Origin of the sequence: Rhodohalobacter sp., from assembly GCF_034521535.1 — a bacterium.
Lineage (GTDB): Bacteria > Bacteroidota > Rhodothermia > Balneolales > Balneolaceae > Rhodohalobacter.
Genome location: NZ_JAXHMF010000006.1, coordinates 806,438 through 823,374, shown reverse-complemented (window position 1 = coordinate 823,374; position 16,937 = coordinate 806,438). Strand labels below are relative to the sequence as shown.

Annotated in this window: 10 protein-coding genes and 1 pseudogene; 1 reads left to right on the top strand and 10 read right to left on the bottom strand. The window is 42.3% G+C overall.

The annotated features are described in order from the left end of the window. Positions 1-13 precede the first annotated feature (13 nt). The 8 genes and pseudogenes from U5K35_RS15925 to U5K35_RS15890 form a co-directional block, all read right to left on the bottom strand. On the bottom strand, positions 14-970 hold the full coding sequence (locus tag U5K35_RS15925) for a hypothetical protein (RefSeq protein WP_322572491.1): 957 nt from the start codon (positions 968-970) through the stop codon (positions 14-16). Next, positions 967-4,242 carry a hypothetical protein gene (locus U5K35_RS15920; RefSeq protein WP_322572490.1) on the bottom strand — a complete coding sequence of 1,092 codons (3,276 nt, stop codon included), beginning with the start codon at positions 4,240-4,242 and terminating at the stop codon, positions 967-969. Before U5K35_RS15920 ends, U5K35_RS15925 begins: the two co-directional genes overlap by 4 nt. Next, the gene (locus tag U5K35_RS15915; RefSeq protein WP_322572489.1) at positions 4,243-7,248 is read right to left on the bottom strand and encodes a T9SS type A sorting domain-containing protein; all 3,006 of its coding nucleotides are present in this window, start codon (positions 7,246-7,248) and stop codon (positions 4,243-4,245) included. Between the two features lie 170 nt (positions 7,249-7,418). Beyond that, the gene (gene porV / locus U5K35_RS15910) at positions 7,419-8,555 is read right to left on the bottom strand and encodes a type IX secretion system outer membrane channel protein PorV (protein WP_322572488.1); all 1,137 of its coding nucleotides are present in this window, start codon (positions 8,553-8,555) and stop codon (positions 7,419-7,421) included. Positions 8,556-8,861: 306 nt separating this feature from the next. Next, positions 8,862-10,041 (bottom strand): annotated as a pseudogene (locus U5K35_RS15905) (acetyl-CoA C-acyltransferase). Between the two features lie 15 nt (positions 10,042-10,056). After that, a complete protein-coding gene (locus U5K35_RS15900) occupies positions 10,057-11,193 on the bottom strand; it encodes a cystathionine gamma-synthase (protein WP_322572486.1) in 1,137 nt (378 codons plus the stop codon). Between the two features lie 3 nt (positions 11,194-11,196). Further along, on the bottom strand, positions 11,197-12,402 hold the full coding sequence (locus U5K35_RS15895) for a tetratricopeptide repeat protein (RefSeq protein WP_322572485.1): 1,206 nt from the start codon (positions 12,400-12,402) through the stop codon (positions 11,197-11,199). A gap of 24 nt (positions 12,403-12,426) precedes the next feature. Beyond that, entirely contained in the window at positions 12,427-13,740 is a 1,314-nt protein-coding gene (locus U5K35_RS15890; RefSeq protein ID WP_322572484.1) for a tetratricopeptide repeat protein, read from the bottom strand. Positions 13,741-13,902: 162 nt separating this feature from the next. On the opposite strand from U5K35_RS15890, the gene U5K35_RS15885 reads away from it, so the two are divergent. Then, positions 13,903-14,283, top strand: a complete 381-nt coding sequence (locus U5K35_RS15885) for a RidA family protein (RefSeq protein ID WP_322572483.1) — start codon at positions 13,903-13,905, stop codon at positions 14,281-14,283. Here the strand turns inward: U5K35_RS15885 and U5K35_RS15880 are convergent, their stop codons facing one another. Next, positions 14,284-16,113, bottom strand: coding sequence for a M23 family metallopeptidase (locus U5K35_RS15880; protein ID WP_322572482.1), 1,830 nt, complete (start codon positions 16,111-16,113; stop codon positions 14,284-14,286). It lies immediately after the preceding gene. Between the two features lie 49 nt (positions 16,114-16,162). Next, a complete protein-coding gene (locus tag U5K35_RS15875; protein WP_322572481.1) occupies positions 16,163-16,816 on the bottom strand; it encodes a fumarylacetoacetate hydrolase family protein in 654 nt (217 codons plus the stop codon). Positions 16,817-16,937 lie beyond the last annotated feature (121 nt).

Sequence of the window (16,937 nt, the reverse complement as noted above, 5' to 3'; positions counted from 1 at the left end):
TTTCAATCTGATGTTAGAAGCGAACCGTCATACTTAATTGTCGGCCGGGTACAATGCTTGAAGTTGCTTCAATCCGGTTTTGTTTCAATTGAACGGTAAAAAGTGCATCAAATGCGGAAGCAACATGATTTGCAATTAAAAGCATCTGAAATGTTCTGCCGGTTCTATATAAGCTATTAAAACGGTCTGCATCGTCTGCAAATTGCCAGAAAAGTGGACTGGCGTATGCACCGTTCCGATCAAAAAAGTAGCGTTGAAGAAAATCATTGCCGGTATGTCCGAGCTGGTCGTGGTAGTCATGATAATCTCTCCAACCGGCCTGATACTGATAATATTTTGCAATCAGCTCGTAATACTGCTGTGAGCCGTAAGCCGGCAGAGTGTGGGAAAAATTGTTGGCTGACTGATCGTCGGTTGTGATGTAGCGGGTATTGCGTTCAGCATTTCGAAGTACGCTTATGTCTACTGCTTTCCAATCAATATCGGTATCAAATGTGGGAGTTAAACCGGCAACCTCATCCCGTAATTCACTGATGTACGGATTTGATAAATCATGTGCGAGGTGATATTCAGTTAACCACTGCGCATATTGTACAACACTCCAGTTTTGATCGGCATTACGCTCATAGCTTCTCTCTTCTCTTGCAGCGCGATTCTGATAATCAACGGCTAAAATGATGGCAGTTGCCTCAACAGCGGCAAAGAGCCCGGCACGGATCCAGTTTCCATTCATAGCCTGTGCAGAGCCTGGCAGTATGGCTGAGCTCAGAAAGGCAAGTTCCGGCCTGTTCTGAGTAGAATTTAAGAGTGAAAAGTTATCTGCGCTGTATGCAGTAACTGAATATGAAGGCTCAATCAGGTCATACTTCGTAAAGTGAGGGGAGTCTTTTGACGGATCAGTTTCCGCTGATTGTGAATACCCTAAAGTGGGAAGCACAAAAAGAGCAAGGATTACGAAGATTTTTTTCATAACAGATCAAAATCAAACGTTAATCCAAAATAGAAGAGAACTTCCCCGCCATAGCGAACAGTTTCACTATCCTGCGTTGTAACAAATTGAGACGGTAAGTTTACGTCAAAGCGGTTTAGACCGTATGAGGTGTTGATGAAAAATTTCATAGGGAAAAGATAAGCATTGTTGAATGCAAATCGCAGCTCAGCCCCAACTCCGGATTTTAGGTTATTTCCAATGTCCAGCGGACCGCCCCATCCGTTTCCGGTTTCTGCATAGAAGTGTGCGTAAAGCTTGTCGAGGGAGTACGCCCCAATTTGTTTATGGATGCTCTCTATCAAGGGAGTGATGTATGAAGTTCGAATAAATGCGGTTCTCTGTCCGCCAATGGCAAAAAATGGATAGGACCGCAGCCCGCCAAGTCCACCGCTGTAGTCCAGGTAGAAGTAGTCATCAGGATTATTTAAATATGTGAACGCCCTGGATGTTATGAGTCCTGTTGAGTGATCTGTAATTGAAAATCCGTACTGCCCTTTCCATTCAAGCGAATGATTTTTCTCACTCTCATAGATGGGTGACAGTGAACCTTCTTCGAGCTCAAAGCGATCGAGAAGCCGTCCCGGTTCAAACTTGTAAGTAAATGAGCTTTTTACGCCTTCAGGGGCTATATCAGAATGGCGTGTAGGTTCTATAAGTTCTGCGTGATATGCCGCAGAGAAAGTGGCGCCTTTGAAATACTCTGAGGTTGAGCCCGGTATGAATTCCTGATACTCCTCAGAAAAAAAGCCGTCACTTGATACAGAATATGGAGAATATGTAGCTCCCAATTCCAACAGGCTCCATCGGTTTAATTTGCTGCGAAGAAATAGATTGGCTTCCCAAATTGAGTAACGGGTATCTATTTGACGTGTTTCAGGCAGACAGGACGTGCATCTAAATTCTTCAAATTCGAGGCCATTTTCTACGTTGCGCTTTAAATTGTAAAGTTCAATGGAAATGGTGGGTGACCAGCTTCGCTCGATAAAGGGCAGACCGCGGTGTTCAGCGATAAAAAACAGGTCTCTGTCCAGATTGTTGATTCTGGCGGGAGTGAAAAAATCACCGATCCCATCGGCAGATCTTGAGCCAATTCCTAAAAGAGCTCCCGCAAAAAGTGAAATGTTTTCTGTTACATCCCGGGTGGAGAAGTATGCGCCTACCTTCAGATCTCGCCATAAATTTTCTGACAGAGAACCGAACTGACCTGAACGAATCAGAGCCCCGTTTCCACCGTTTAATTTTGAGTAGTTGTCAAACCTCACAACCGGAAAAACAGAAAGGCCGGTGTTTGTTTCAGTATACTCTTCAATTTTATACGACGATGCAGATTTTGCATTCTGAGTGGAAGTGAGAAAATCCGGATTAGAGGTAGACGACTGTATGTAATTATCAAATAGATCAACAGGATTACCCGACAAATCAAATCTCGTAATTTTGTATCCGCCATTTTTATACTCAGCCGTATAAAGTTGATCTCCTTGAGTATGAGGCATGAACGCTCCACCTAAGACGTTTGTCATCTGCTCAATTTGATTGGAGTTCAGATTAATTCTGTAAATGTTAAAAATCCCGGTTACATCGGACGAGAAATAGAGGTACTCGCCATCTGAATCAATCCACGGGTCTCTGAAATCTACATACTTGCTTTCAAATACAGGAACAATCTCTTCATCACTCAAAGAGTAGAAATAGATATTTCTGTTTGATTGACTTGCGGCAGCAAAATAAATTTTACTTCCATCTGAATTCCATACGGGAGAGTGAATTGTTTCTCCATTCTGAAAATCTGTTAAAGCGGTTATATCACCTGAATCCGGATCAACCAGGACAATATTTTGGGTCCCTTGTGAAAATTGTACGGCTGTGATTTGTTTTGAACTTGGGTGCCAGGCGGGATCCTGTAATCTGTCACTGGACGTTATTTGCCGGCTAAACTCTTCATCAATATCGTAGATGTAAAGGTCATTGTAGGTTTCACCGAGCCGGTTCTTTTCAGCCCGGCTATAGATAATTTTACTTCCATCGGGTGAAAATGAAAATCTGCTGCTTATAAAGTCGAGCCCGGTGTTGGAGGTGAATCCGTGTGATAATTGATAGTTTTGACCGTCAGAAAGAGTTTGATTGGTGCTAAGGTCATCAACCTCAATATGTTTACCATTTTGAACCAACACCAGTGTATTGCGTGCATAATCGCGTCCCCGATTGGAAAGATAGGCGAACTTTTCACCGGCCGGACTGAACTGTGGATGGAAATTGAAAAATCCTTCTGATTCTATCTCCGTGGATGCGTTCGGGTTTACAGAAGTTATTATTTGCTCATACTCATTTTGCTTTACGCCGATCCACTCCTGAAACAGCTGTTCACCTGAGATACCCGTTACGGATTCCATCGTTTTACTGAAATTTCCATGTTTGCCATCTGCCGAAGCTGATGTGATTTCAGCGAGTACGTCCTCGCCAAATCGATCAGCCAGATAAATCGTAAATCCAAATCCCTGATTGTAAACCATTTCACGCTCCAGGCTATTTTTTGAACTGAAATGTCCCATCTCTGGAAAACTGAGATAGGAGTCAGAAAGAACAGACGTTCGAAGCAGCATGTCCCGATGGCTATCCCAGTAATCGTTGACCAGGCCGGTACGCTGAAACTGAGCAGTGCCTTCAGCGAACCATGCGGGAATATTAACGCTTGCGAACGGCAGGGTTATGACTCCCTTCGGAAATCCATATAAAACATCGGGTCTTCGTACATCCTCGTACGAGAGCCACTGAAAATATATAGCCGGTATTTTGCTGTCTCTTTTCATGGAAGCGCCGAGCTGAACCATGTGCGTAAACTCATGGGTGATTACATTTTCCAGCCAGTCGTGAGTGCCTCTCAGAGGTGTGTCTAAAGCGGGTGTCCAGATCTCAATTTTATTATCAAAGAAGAAAGCCGCACCATTCGAAAAATCTTCTCTGTCTCTCAAAACAATACTGATTTTTCGATCCGGAGTGTAATTGTATAAATTCGTAATTGGCTTGAAAATGGAATCGGCGATAGTTGCCGAGTGCTGTGCACTCCACTCACTGCCCTCCTGAAAATGAATGGAGAAATAATTGGTTTCGATGGTAAACCACGGCAAATGATTGTGCGGGTAATCGTAAAGCTGTGGAGATGATTGTGAATGTGCCGTGTTCCAAAAACCAAGCACAAAAACGATGGCTGCAAACCACGTTGATACGACTCGGTATGTTCTGGAATTCGTCATCTATTTTGTAATGGCAATTTGTACGATTTTACTCTCTTTTTGGCCGTCTTTTTCTGCTGTGATGAGAGCTATATATCCACCGCTGGCCCAAGAGGATGTATCCACTGAAATTTCTTCTGCGGAACCGCCTCTGCTTTGCAGTGTGCGATAGTAAATTGTACGTCCGCTCAACGTTGAAATTCTTATTTTTACTTCTGCCGGCCCGTTTGTTTGAAAGCGAATGTTGGTATTGTTCTGAGCCGGATTGGGCCAGTTATAGGTTTCATTTTTGTTTAATAGGACAAAATCAGGACCCTGTTGTTGCCCGGCGCTGATAAAAGCTGAGCTTTTATTGTTGGGTTCATTGCCATATGCGGATGCCCAACTAATATCCGTCATTTCGGGAAACTCCCAAACTTTTAAATCACCTGCAGGACTCACAGCTGCAACATACTGATCAAAAATTACCGGACTAACAATTTGGTCATTTGAACTCTGTATTCCTCCGACTAAAAGTGGAAATCCTACCAGAGGTTTTCCATTGGGATGATACGCATACAAATTTAATGCTGACTCCGAAAAACCCGGCACCATGATGTTTAGTGCTCCATCCCCGTTCAAATCCGAGATCAGGGGAGTGCCCGTAAATGTTACTCCGTCGGGAGGCAGTATAGGAAAATAGTCTAAAAAGGCGCCATTTTTATTGAGGCCGATCAGAGCATTTTCTTCATTATCGATGAAAAGAAAATTGTGACTTTCACTGTTTGTGAGGTCAACTATCGCCGGCCGGTTTAGTGATGAACTACTGTAAAGCTGATAAGCTTCACTGTACTGATTTTCAGGAGAGAAGAGTTTGAGTGAATTGCCTTCGACCAATAAAAAGAATGGAGATTCATTTTCTCTATCAATAATAGATAAAAACAATTTTTGATAATCGTCTTGAGCTAAAATTGGGAACTCTGATGAACCGCCCGGAAAGTTTAGGGTGATATTTTGTGAAGATACTTCAGCTGAGTAACCGCCTCTGTTTTCAGTTCTGAAAATGACTTGATTTTGAGTTGATTCAACGCTTTCAGTTTCAAGATTAAAGCGGTTTGCCGTACCGTCCAGATCGATGATGTTTGATTCTGCAATACTCAAATTGCCTCGATTTACAGGCACCGTGAACTCATCAGCAACTTCCGGTTGAGAGTTAACCACTTCAATAGAAATCAACGGCATGAATTCCTGTACAGTTGATGGATTTGGCGCGGTGTAAAGGAATCCGTCAATTTTGTTGTAAACGGGCTGCTGGTAGCTGTCCGAATCCATTAATGCGCTGGATAAATCCTGCGATTCTATATTCAGGTTTTGAATACCGTTGTTGCCCGGTATAATCAGGAGTTGGTCACCGTCTTGTTCAATTGGAAAAAGTGAGAGGGGATAGGAGGTCCAGTAATTATTTGTACCGGGTGTGAACGTTTCTATATCCAGATCTGATCTATTGGTTTTTAGTTGATAGAGGTCTGAATAAGGCTCAACAGGACGAATACCAAAACTTGCGTTTGGAAGATTATCGGAGAAATCAAAAAGTTCAAAAGGAGATACTGCCCCTGAATTGCTTTGATTGGCAGGGGTTGTATCGGGGCCAAACCGATTTTCATACAGGGTAATGCTTTCGGTTTGTGTAATCACCGTGGCATTGTTGCCACTCCACCAAAAATCGAAAGGAGAGCCATTCGAATCATTTTGAAAAAGCCCGATCGAAACCGGCCTTCCAATATCCTGAGCTCCGTCGGCCTCAATAAGTTTCACTCCCTTTTGATCAGATATGCTGTTTACACCGATATTCCGGGTTAATCTATTCTGAATAATCGATTCATCAATGTGCCAGATTAAAATTCCACCATTGAGTTCCCGGTCGCCCTCTTCGTCCAGACCTCCGGGCAGTGCGAAATCAAAATTGCTAACATCAATGACTACTCCGGGCTCAAAGAGTTCATCAAAGCCACTTTCCTGATTTGTGAGAGCCATATTACTATTTGAAAAGATTTGTTCTACAGTTGATCCGTCAGGTTTTTGAATCGTTATAATCACTCCCTCGTCATCAGGATCTCTGTGTCGGTTTTCTATCAGGTAGTATTCAGTTGATGAGAGATTTATTCTTACAGAACTGTTTGTACGCACTTGAGAAACTGCCGGCAGGGTTACGCTGTTTTCTTGATCTGAAGGAATGGTGATCGGATCTGACCACCCTAGGTAATATTTTTCCCATGCTGACATTTCCGGAGGGAAAAGCCCGTTGTATGCAAAAATTCCGGCTCCATCCATTAAACCAAAACGACCGATTCCGGATTCACCCGTTTCAGTGTTGAACAGATCAGGCAATCCTAAATGGCTCCCAATTTGAGCGGTAAGCATACCGTTGATGGACAAGGGTAACACAAAGCGATTCCCGGTTATGTCCTCTCCTGATCGGCTCAAGGTTCTGGGAATGATGAGACTATTCGTTACGAGGATGTCACCGTTCTGTATTGGAAATCCGCTAAAAGATGGATCATCCATCATGTTTGAAAGCGCTTGCCGGCTGAGATATACCGAGGGAATATCCTGTGGAGTTCTGTCCAGTGTAGTGCCGGTAAGTTCAATATCCCTGCCAACTCCTGCATGAAATATTACAAAAGCGATATTATCTCCGGGCTGAACAGAGGGTATTTGGATATCTGTTTCTGCAACAGTTTCCCATACCTCCCGGGTTAATTCTGATAACTGTGACAAATCCGGATCTTCTCCGACAGGTGAATAGTGGGCCATTTCATTTTCAAGACGAAGGACGTCCGGTAAAACATGATATTCGATATCCAAAGCACCATCAGACATCCTTTCAAAATAGTTTTTACTGAATTGAAGATGTGCCTCGAAATAGGGACGATTGTGAGGAAGAGCATCGATTGTAGTCCCGGGATTTTCTAAATAGGGGATGCTGCCCGGCTCAAATGTTCCGTTGCCCGATGTAAATCGATTATCATCAGGTTGGAATTCTACCATCACACCGACGATGTGTAGAGTTCCTTCAACGGGAGATGTTAGAAGAGCTTCAGACGGTGTGCGATATTCTTGAGAATAGGCAGAAGGAGAAAGTAAAAAACATAAAAAAAGCAGTGATATTAAAAGTCTACCACTGCTTTTGAAATGTCGATAAGTCATTCACTCAGCCATTATTGGAAATTTACTAAAAGGCTGAGTCGGATCGTATTGGCAAGAGGATGATCTTCTTCCAGAGTGTAAATATAGCTGAAATCCACGCCAAAAATATTGTATCTGAGACCTGCGCCGAGAGTTACAAACTCACGATTTCCATTATCCGGATTCTCGTAGTAATAGCCTGATCTCAGTGCAAAAAGATTGTTGTACCAATATTCCAAACCGAAACCCCACATCAGCTGCTCAGCAAGATTCAGTGATACGGTTTCACCTTGACCCGTGGTTCGTTCTAAACTACCCCAGGAATTAAAAAGTGCTTTCCCAACGCCCATTGGCTCATAAGTTTCATCACCGTTTCCATCCACAGTTCTTTCTGTTCTGGCCATGATCTTGGAGATATCATTGGTAAAGGTGATGGTGTTCATTCCCATGTTATCTAAATCCATGGTATAGGCCCATCCTAAACGCATTGTTGTTGGAAGCGGATCTTTCTGGGCGTTGTCTGTATATTGCATGCCGGGGCCAATGTTTGCAAGATTAAAACCTGCACGCAAAGAAGCGTTTCGATCGGCTACTTGAAATTCGTTGCTTTTGTAAAGTGCTGCCAGATCAATACCTACACTTGAACCGGGATTAATTTTTTGACCACTTACTTCCCCGTCAGCTAATGAACTGTAGATATACCGTATTCCGGTTCCCAGGGAGAAATTTTCAGACACTTGGTATCCATATGAAAGACCGGCAGCGATTTCATAGCTGTTGAATCGTCCAAGGTTTTCAGCAAATTCATCGGTTCGTACTTGCTCACCTAAATTTAAAAATGTGATATGACCACCAATAGTACCAATTCCCTCAACATAATAGGTACCTACCAGGTAGTCGTAAAAAAGATCTGCATTAAATGCCGGTAACCAGTTTGCGTGAGTAATACTAATTTGGTTTTGATTTTGAAATGCGAGGCCTGCAGGATTCCAAAATATTGCAGAGGCGTTGTCGGCGATTGCAACACCCGTACTGCCCATTCCTGCTCCCCGAGAATCAGGTTCTATTTGAAGAAAAGGAACGGCTGTTATTCCAACTTGTGCTTGAGCTGCCGGAACAACAAAAGCGAGGGTAAATGCTAAAAAGAGTAGTGATAATGCCTTTTTCATGATAAGTATGCCTTGTTTTGCTACAAAAGTATAAACGTTGAAAACCGTAAATAATTTTATCTAGTAGATAGATAATATGTATAAATATACGATTATTGAGGTTGTTTCAGAATTATGAAGTTTTATTTAAAAATTACGGATAAGTATAGTAGCAACTTTTGAATAGACGAATTGTTTCTTGATGTGAAAATTTGTTCAGAATAAAAAGTATTGCAGATGCAATAATCAGATGAAAATATTATACATCCGTCACCCCAAAAATGCAAAAAAATTGTGGTGGGTGACAGATGTATTTGATCAACTTAATTAGAGCATTTCTACAACGAGAGCAGATGCTCCGCCGCCACCATTACAAATGCCGGCACAACCGTACTTACCGCCGGTTCTTTTCAAGTGCGTGCAATAGCGTAACGATGATTCTTGCTCCTGAGCAACCTATTGGGTGTCCAATACTTACGGCTCCACCGTGAATGTTTACTTTTTCAGGATCCAGCTCAAGAATTTGATTGTTAGCTAACGACACGACCGAAAAAGCCTCATTGATTTCGAATAGATCGATATCTTCTTTTTTAAGATTCGCACGTTTCAAGGCAATTGGAATTGCATCTGAAGGGGCTGTCGTGAACCACTCCGGAGCTTTAGCCGCGCTGCCATGACTGAGCACTTTTGCGAGTGGTTTGAGTCCAAGTTCTTTGGCTTTTTCTTCACTCATTATCAGTACTGCCGCCGCGCCATCGTTAATGCTGCTGGCGTTTGCTGCGGTAATTGTTCCTTCCTTGTCGAAAACCGGACGCAGTTGAGGAACTTTATCAAAGTTTACACGTCCGAGCTCTTCATCTTTCTCAACCTCAGTTACATTCCCTTTTCGGTCTTTTACTTTGATCTTTACTATTTCATCTTTGAAGTATCCTTTCTCGGTAGCTTCAATAGCACGCTTGTAGGAAGTAATAGCAAATTCATCCTGATCTTCGCGACTGATATTGCACTCCTTTGCGCATAGTTCTCCCGCATTTCCCATATGGTAATCGTTGTATACGTCCCACAAACCGTCTTTGAGAATTCCATCTTCAGCCTGCGAATGGCCAAGTTTTGAACCAAATCGTTGTTTGGGAAGATAGTAGGGTACATTACTCATGCTTTCCATACCGCCGGCTATCATAATATCATTCTGCCCCAAAGCAATTTGATCGGCTGCAATCATGATCGCTTTAGTTCCTGAGGCACAAACTTTATTGATTGTAGTGGCCGGAGTTTTATCAGACATTCCTGCTTTTAAAGCTGCCTGTCGTGCAGGGGCTTGTCCAATTCCTGCGGTAAGTACATTACCTAATACAACTTCCTGAACATCATCAGGTTTAATTCCTGCAGTTTTAACAAGTTCGTGTATAACGGCTGCACCTAACTCCGGTGCAGAAAATGATGATAAACTTCCACCAAACGATCCAAGAGGCGTGCGTTTGGCAGCGACAATTACTGCGTTCTTCATATTGTTATGGTAGTTTTAGAATGCTTGATTTAAGTCGTCTATTAAGTCGTCGACATCTTCAATGCCAACGGATAGTCTGATGAGTGAGTCTTTTAATCCGGCTTTTTCCCGGACATCTTTTGGTATGGAGCCGTGAGTCATCGAAGCTGGGTGGCTTATGAGAGACTCAACACCTCCTAAACTCTCTGCAAGTGTAAATATACCGGTTTTGCTCATAAACTCAGAAGCTTTTTCGATAGAGTCATCCTTCAGGCTGAATGAAACCATTGCGCCAAAGTCATCCATCTGTTTGGCCGCAATTTTGTGTTGAGGATGAGAATCGAGGCCCGGATAAAAAACTTCGCCAACTTTCGCATGTTCAATTAAATGGGAAGCAATTTTCTTCGCATTCTCAACCGATCTTTCTACTCGTACTGACAACGTTTTAATGCCCCTGAGAATGAGATAACAATCCATCGGGCCGGGTACCGCACCGCACGTCTTTATTTGAAATCTCAGCTTCTCAATCAGGTCTTTATTTGATGTAGCAACTGCTCCGCCAATGGCATCGGAATGTCCACCCAGGTATTTTGTGGTTGAGTGCATCACTGCATCTGCGCCCAGCGTTAGCGGCCGCTGGAGGTAAGGGGAAGCAAATGTATTATCTACAACACTCAGTATATTCCGACTTTTGGTTAGCTCGGTAACCGCTTTAATATCAATAATCCTCAGCAGTGGATTGGTCGGTGTTTCCATCCAGACCAACTTTGTGTTTTCCTGAAGTGCTTTTTCAACTTCATCAATATTTGTCATATCAACAAAAGAAAACTCGATGCCGTAATTTTCGAAAATCTGAGTAAAAAGCCTGTATGTTCCTCCATAAAGGTCGTTTGTGGAGATGACATGATCACCGGGACGCAAGGTCTTCATTATCGCATCAATGGCGGCTACTCCACTCGAAAAGCAAATACCTTCATCGGCTTCCTCAAGCCCCGCAATCATTTTTTCCAAAGCAGTCCTGGTTGGATTGCCAACTCTGGCATAGTCATATCCTTGATGATCATTTGGAGCTTTCTGAGCGTAGGTCGAAGTTTGAAAGATGGGAGGCATTACTGCGCCAGTGGTCTCTTCGGGTTTTTGTCCCGCGTGTATTGCTTTGGTGTTAAATTTCATGGTTTAAAGATTATATGATCTTTTTATTGATTCAGCTTCTTCTGTCATTCCAAGCTCTACATAAACATCGTATAGATTGCGAATATAGCTGATGTTGTCCGGATTGTTTTCTGACAGTCTTTCCCAGAGTACCATTGAACTGTTTAAAAGTTCAATTCGATATTCTTCAAACTGATTGCCGGTAGAATTTGAAGAAAGATCAGCCAGGTAACCGGCACTGTTTTTTAAATAGGCAGCTTTCCGGTATGCGTTATCATCAGATAAAGGAACCGTGGAATCTATTTCATTGTAGAGAGAAGTAATCTCATCTAATTTTTGTAGAAGCTCGTCACGGTCTGCTTCCGAAATAGTTTCATCAGAGTTGATATATCTCAATGCACTGCTTCGAAATTTGAAGTACAGTTCACCTGCAAGCGACTCTTTATATTCAATTCTGTTGGGATAATCTTCAATCAGATTCCGGAGTATTGAAATTGCAAAATCATGCTCATTGTTGAGCATATAGGCATTTGCCAGCCCGTGCCTGATTTGCGCTCGTTCCGGATAATCCTCAACCAAATCCTCGTAAATCCGGATGGATGTGTCGATATTTCCAGACTCCAAGTAGAGATAAGCAAGCTTTTCTCTGATTTCTGAAGGATCCGGTTCAATATTCTCTAAAGCACTTTCTAAAGTTTGAATGGCCTGATCGTATCTATTCGATCTGTAAAAGGTGTTAGCCAGCAGGTTATAGGTTGTTAAACTGTCCGGGTTTACTGTGATCGCGTTTTTAAAATGAGAAATCACCTCATCAGTCAGCTGCTCGTCCATTCCTGATGGATTCTGTTGCAGAAGTTTTACTCCTTCGGTTTGCTCAAAAGTCCATGATGTTTGGACATAATGATCAATTTCTTGTCTTACATTTTGATCTGAATAATTTGCATCGGCCATGTCACGCAGATTTCTGTAGTAAGGTAGTCGCTGTGATGGTGGTTCTGTTTTTTCAGCGATTTCTGATAACAGTGAGGCCTTTTCAATCGTCAGTGAGCTGTTTTGCACATCGTTCTGCAACCGATTATCCAATTGGGTAAGTCGATCTTGAAGCTCTTCAACAGTAGGTTGATCAGAAGATTCTAAATTGTTTGAACTATTTGTTGTGGCACAGGAGAGGGTAAAAAAAATCCCGAAGACAAGCAGAAAGCTTGTCATTCGGGGATTAAAATAATGCATATAGTTTATTTGAGATGATTGAAATTACATTCCGGCTTTTTCCATAGCTTCTTCAGCTTTGTCTTCCATGCCTAAGATAGTGTAAACCTGAAAGAGTGACTGCCAATTTTCTGGATTGTCAGGGTTGATTTCAGCTGCACGTTCGTAGTATACAAGAGCCTCTTCCAGATTTTCACGAGCCATCTCATCGTATCTTTGTGCTTCCTGATTGTCTTCGGTGTTGTTTCTTCTATCAAAAAGACTTGCAGCTCTGTTCTGATAAATAATTCCAAGAATGAAGTTAGCTGATTCATCGTTTGGTACCAGCTCGGTAACTTTTTTCATTTCGCTAGTAGCAATTTCCACTAACTCATCAGCGTCTGTTTCTTTCCGATTAATTAGAGATTGAATTTCATTGATCTCGCTTTCAATTTCTTCTTGTTCAGAACCTGAAGCATCTCTCATTTCCTGACGAAGTTCAAAAACCTTTTCATAATGATCACTTACTTCATCATTCAGTTCACTTACGACCTGATAAATTTGAGTACCCAGCACTCGTCTGTACTGAGGGTTTTCCGGGTCATCTGCAATTAAGCCTTCAACCAGTTCAATTGCCTCATCACGCTGACCGGACTGCAGATACGCGTCGGCCAAAAGCTGAATGAAAATATTTTCATCAGGGTACATTTCCATACCTTCTTTAGCATAAGTAATGGCGCGTTCATAGTTCTCGTTTACCAAAAGAATGCCTACCATATACTCGTAATCAGCAGCTTCCGGTGTTTCCAGCATACTCATGGCTTTTTCGTAAGTCCGAACAGCTTCACCCATTTCCTCTTCGTTGAAATACGCAGAAGACATTACCTGGTAGGTAAGAGCACTGTCGGGCTGGATAGTTGCAGCATTTTCAAAATGAGCCAGAGCGGTATAGTTTGGATCGGGTGTGGCAGCTCGTGTGCTGTCGTCATTGAGGATATTTACACCTGCATTAAACTCATCTGCCCAGAAAGATGTGACTGTATCTTCAAGCTCTTGATACTCTACCGGTTGTTCTTCAAGGGAAGACATGATCTCTTTTGCACGATCGTAGGATTCGCGAGCTCTTTCGTAGTATTCCTGCCGATCTCTCGGATCTTCAAGAGATTCAGCTTGTGAGCTTAAAACATAGCCTTTGTAGTAGTGGGCAACATAGTTGTTCTCGTCTTCAGCAATGGCATTATCAACGAGCGTGAGTGCTTCATCGTAGTTACCTGTTAGAAGCTGAACCTGTACATCATTCACTAATGGACTTGTAGTTTCACAACCCCAAAGGATCCCCGCGAACAGAAAGATGAGTAGTAGTGGTTTAAGACTTTTCATGTGTATTTTTCTATCAGTTGTTGATTATATTCGTTAACAATAAAGTAACCATATATAGAGCTTTCCGCAATAATGCGTTAAGATGATTTATTTTGATTAAAGTGCGGATCAATTGTATCTATATAATGTAGTATGAACCCATAATGTTTCAATAAATTCAAAATGAGTCATAAAATAATATCTACAGACAAAGCGCCTGCAGCAATTGGACCGTACAGTCAGGCAACGGTACATAACAATATGGTTTACTGTTCCGGCCAGATTGCACTGGACCCGAAAACGAACGAGATCGTCGAAGGAGGAGTGAAAGATCAAGCCGGGCAGGTAATGAAAAATTTGGGTAAAGTTTTGGAAGAGGCCGGTTCAGGCTTCGGTAAAGTGCTTCGATGTACAATATTCCTTGATAATATGAATGATTTCCCTGTCGTAAATGAAGTTTATGGGAGCTATTTTACAGGAAAACCGCCTGCCCGCGAAACCGTAGCTGTTGAGACTCTCCCCAAAAATGTTCTGGTTGAAATTAGCTGTATAGCCTATATCTGATCAAGGATTGTAACGAATTTCTACGGTCTGGGATGTCAGATTTCCAACACCATCGTAAATACGATAATCAACTCTGTTGATACTTTTGGGTTCGAAATCCGGATTGTAATAGATCAGGTGATTTTCTTCCGGATCGTATTCAATTATTCCCTGTTCGTCATTTATGATGATCGATGATTTTTTGTAGTCAATTCCTGTATCACCATCTTTTAACGGGATTCGTACAATGTGCATGCCGGCCAGGTTTTGTGCAATTTCAGGCCAACCAACCCACGGAGCAATTTGATCTTCACGAATTCTCAGATTTGTAATTTCATCAATGCTTGCCCGTATTAATCCCGATGAGTTATCCGTACTTATAAATGTTTCACGGTTTGTAAACGGATCAACCGAAAAAAGGGCAAGTTGAGTACGATCCTTAAAATCATCAGGCAGGATATAGTTGAAATTTGCTGATCCGCTTAGCGGAAGCTCTGTGGGGGAGAGCTCAATGTCAATTTGATTTGCCGTCTGGATAACGTCCATTCGTACACTAAGAGTATCATAGAGTGATCCGCTTGGAAACCGGATCCATAACTTTTGATCCGCTGTGTGTAGCTGGTCAAACGTATTCGGGATCAAACTTTTTTCAACAGATCGTTTGTCAGAGTAGTAAAATCTCACATCCTGATAGTCCGGGGTAACCAGCTCCGGTCCGGCTGATGCGAGCAAAGACTCTGTCGGCACCACTGTTGTTTCAAGCCAATCATAGACCGTCTTGTTTGATACAGTTTCAGGAGCAGGGTAGGAAGCTACATAATTTATGGGCGCCCTCTTTTCTGTACGGTTAACGTTAAGTTTTACAGTGGCAACCGACTCATTACCGTAAATATCTTTTGCAATAATTTGGACTGGATAAATGCCATCATCTAAATGGAGAACTCCTTCATTTACTGTTTTTTTATAAATGGGCAGTCGGTTTCCATAAACTTTGTACAACCGCTGAAATCCTTTTCCCGTCTGTGACAAAATGGGGTAGGAGCGATCCAGAAACATATCGCCGGAGTGATATAACGAAAAAATGTTTTTTACTGAATGGAACAGTGTATCTGATTTATGAACCATCATCAGTGAATATACAGCGTATGAATTGGGTGCGCGATTGGCTTTGTCGTGAACGTTTACGGATAAGCCGACAGGCCCTTCTATTTCGATCTCACCGAAATCAAATCCATCATCCATTTTTGTAGCGGGAAAAAGCTCAAAATCTTTGTAGCGGTAATTTTCCGTATCCAAATACTCGATACCCAACTGAGTGAAAATTGGAGGTATTTGATCTGAGACATAACGGCTCAGGTTTGTAAGAAGGGGATTGACGGCATTAAAGTCAGGATCTCTGATTTCGAAATGTAAATGTGGCGGGCCAACTCCTGTAGATCCTGTATATCCTATGATGTCACCTTTTTTATACTCAATTCTTTCATTTTCCAGGGTATGGTCCAATTCAAATGAATAATCTTGCAGCCGCATTGAATCGGCGAAGGATTGAAGTTCCGGTTCAAATCTGTTTAAATGAGCATATACGGTGTATGACCCGTCAGAATGTTTTAGGTATATCACATATCCGTAACCTTCAGGTCCAATTCCAATTCTATGAACTTCCCCATCTCTTGATGCAAATACCCGATAACCTTCCTGCCCCCAGGTTCGGATGTCGATTCCCGAATGAAGATGGGCGGAACGGGTTTCTCCAAAAGTGGAAGAAAGATACTCGGTGGCATCCGTTGGCCAGGCATACTCTGTGGAGTCACTTAGAAAAGAGACCGGGTTCTCCTGCGCCAATAAAGACATCGGACAGATGAAAATTGTGAGCAGAGTAAGTTGTAAATATGTTTTCAGTTTATGATACATGAACCTGCAGTGTTGAAAGCCCTTTACCCAGGGAGGCTTTAATTAAATCGCCTTTTTCAACGGCGGAAACGCCCTCAGGAGTACCGGTAAAGATCAGATCGCCGGCCGTAAGCGTGAATTGCTTTGAAAGGTAGGAGATCAGGCTGGGTACGTTAAAAAGCATATCGGACGTATTACCTGACTGCCTTTTCTCTCCATTAACGGAAACCGTTAAGTTTAAGTCTGATAAATTTATGTTTGAATGATACTTTACCAAATTTCCAAGTGGTGCGAATGTGTCGAAGCCTTTTGCCAATGTCCATGGCAGGCCTTTTAGTTTAGCTTGTGATTGAAGATCTCTGGCCGTCATATCCAATCCGATACCGAATCCCATCACAGACTCCAATGCATTATCAACCGACACATTGGTAGTTGTTTTGCCGATAAGGACTACCATTTCAACTTCATGATGTACGTTTTCTGATTGAGCCGGGATTTTAATAGAATCGCCGTTAAAAATGAGACTGCTTCTTGGCTTCAGAAATACAACGGGTTCTGACGGAACTTCATTTTTCAACTCCTTGGCGTGCTTCGCATAATTTCTCCCGATACAGTAAACAGAACCAAATCGGTAATCAGGGAAGTCGGGGATAAGGTGAGTCATAATGTTTCCGTTTTGAGATAATCTTTCATGAAATTGAATGTACGCGAAGGTAATATCTCAAAATAAAAAAAGCTCCGATAAAAGATATCGGAGCTTAGAAAATAATAGTTAGGTAAAGAGT

Coding starts and splice junctions, on each gene's coding strand:
- U5K35_RS15925 (WP_322572491.1), bottom strand. CDS start 970: ATGAAAAAAATCTTCGTAATCCTTGCTCTTTTTGTGCTTCCCACTTTA.
- U5K35_RS15920 (WP_322572490.1), bottom strand. CDS start 4,242: ATGACGAATTCCAGAACATACCGAGTCGTATCAACGTGGTTTGCAGCC.
- U5K35_RS15915 (WP_322572489.1), bottom strand. CDS start 7,248: ATGGTAGAATTCCAACCTGATGATAATCGATTTACATCGGGCAACGGA.
- porV (WP_322572488.1), bottom strand. CDS start 8,555: ATGAAAAAGGCATTATCACTACTCTTTTTAGCATTTACCCTCGCTTTT.
- U5K35_RS15900 (WP_322572486.1), bottom strand. CDS start 11,193: ATGAAATTTAACACCAAAGCAATACACGCGGGACAAAAACCCGAAGAG.
- U5K35_RS15895 (WP_322572485.1), bottom strand. CDS start 12,402: ATGCATTATTTTAATCCCCGAATGACAAGCTTTCTGCTTGTCTTCGGG.
- U5K35_RS15890 (WP_322572484.1), bottom strand. CDS start 13,740: ATGAAAAGTCTTAAACCACTACTACTCATCTTTCTGTTCGCGGGGATC.
- U5K35_RS15885 (WP_322572483.1), top strand. CDS start 13,903: ATGAGTCATAAAATAATATCTACAGACAAAGCGCCTGCAGCAATTGGA.
- U5K35_RS15880 (WP_322572482.1), bottom strand. CDS start 16,113: ATGTCTTTATTGGCGCAGGAGAACCCGGTCTCTTTTCTAAGTGACTCC.
- U5K35_RS15875 (WP_322572481.1), bottom strand. CDS start 16,816: ATGACTCACCTTATCCCCGACTTCCCTGATTACCGATTTGGTTCTGTT.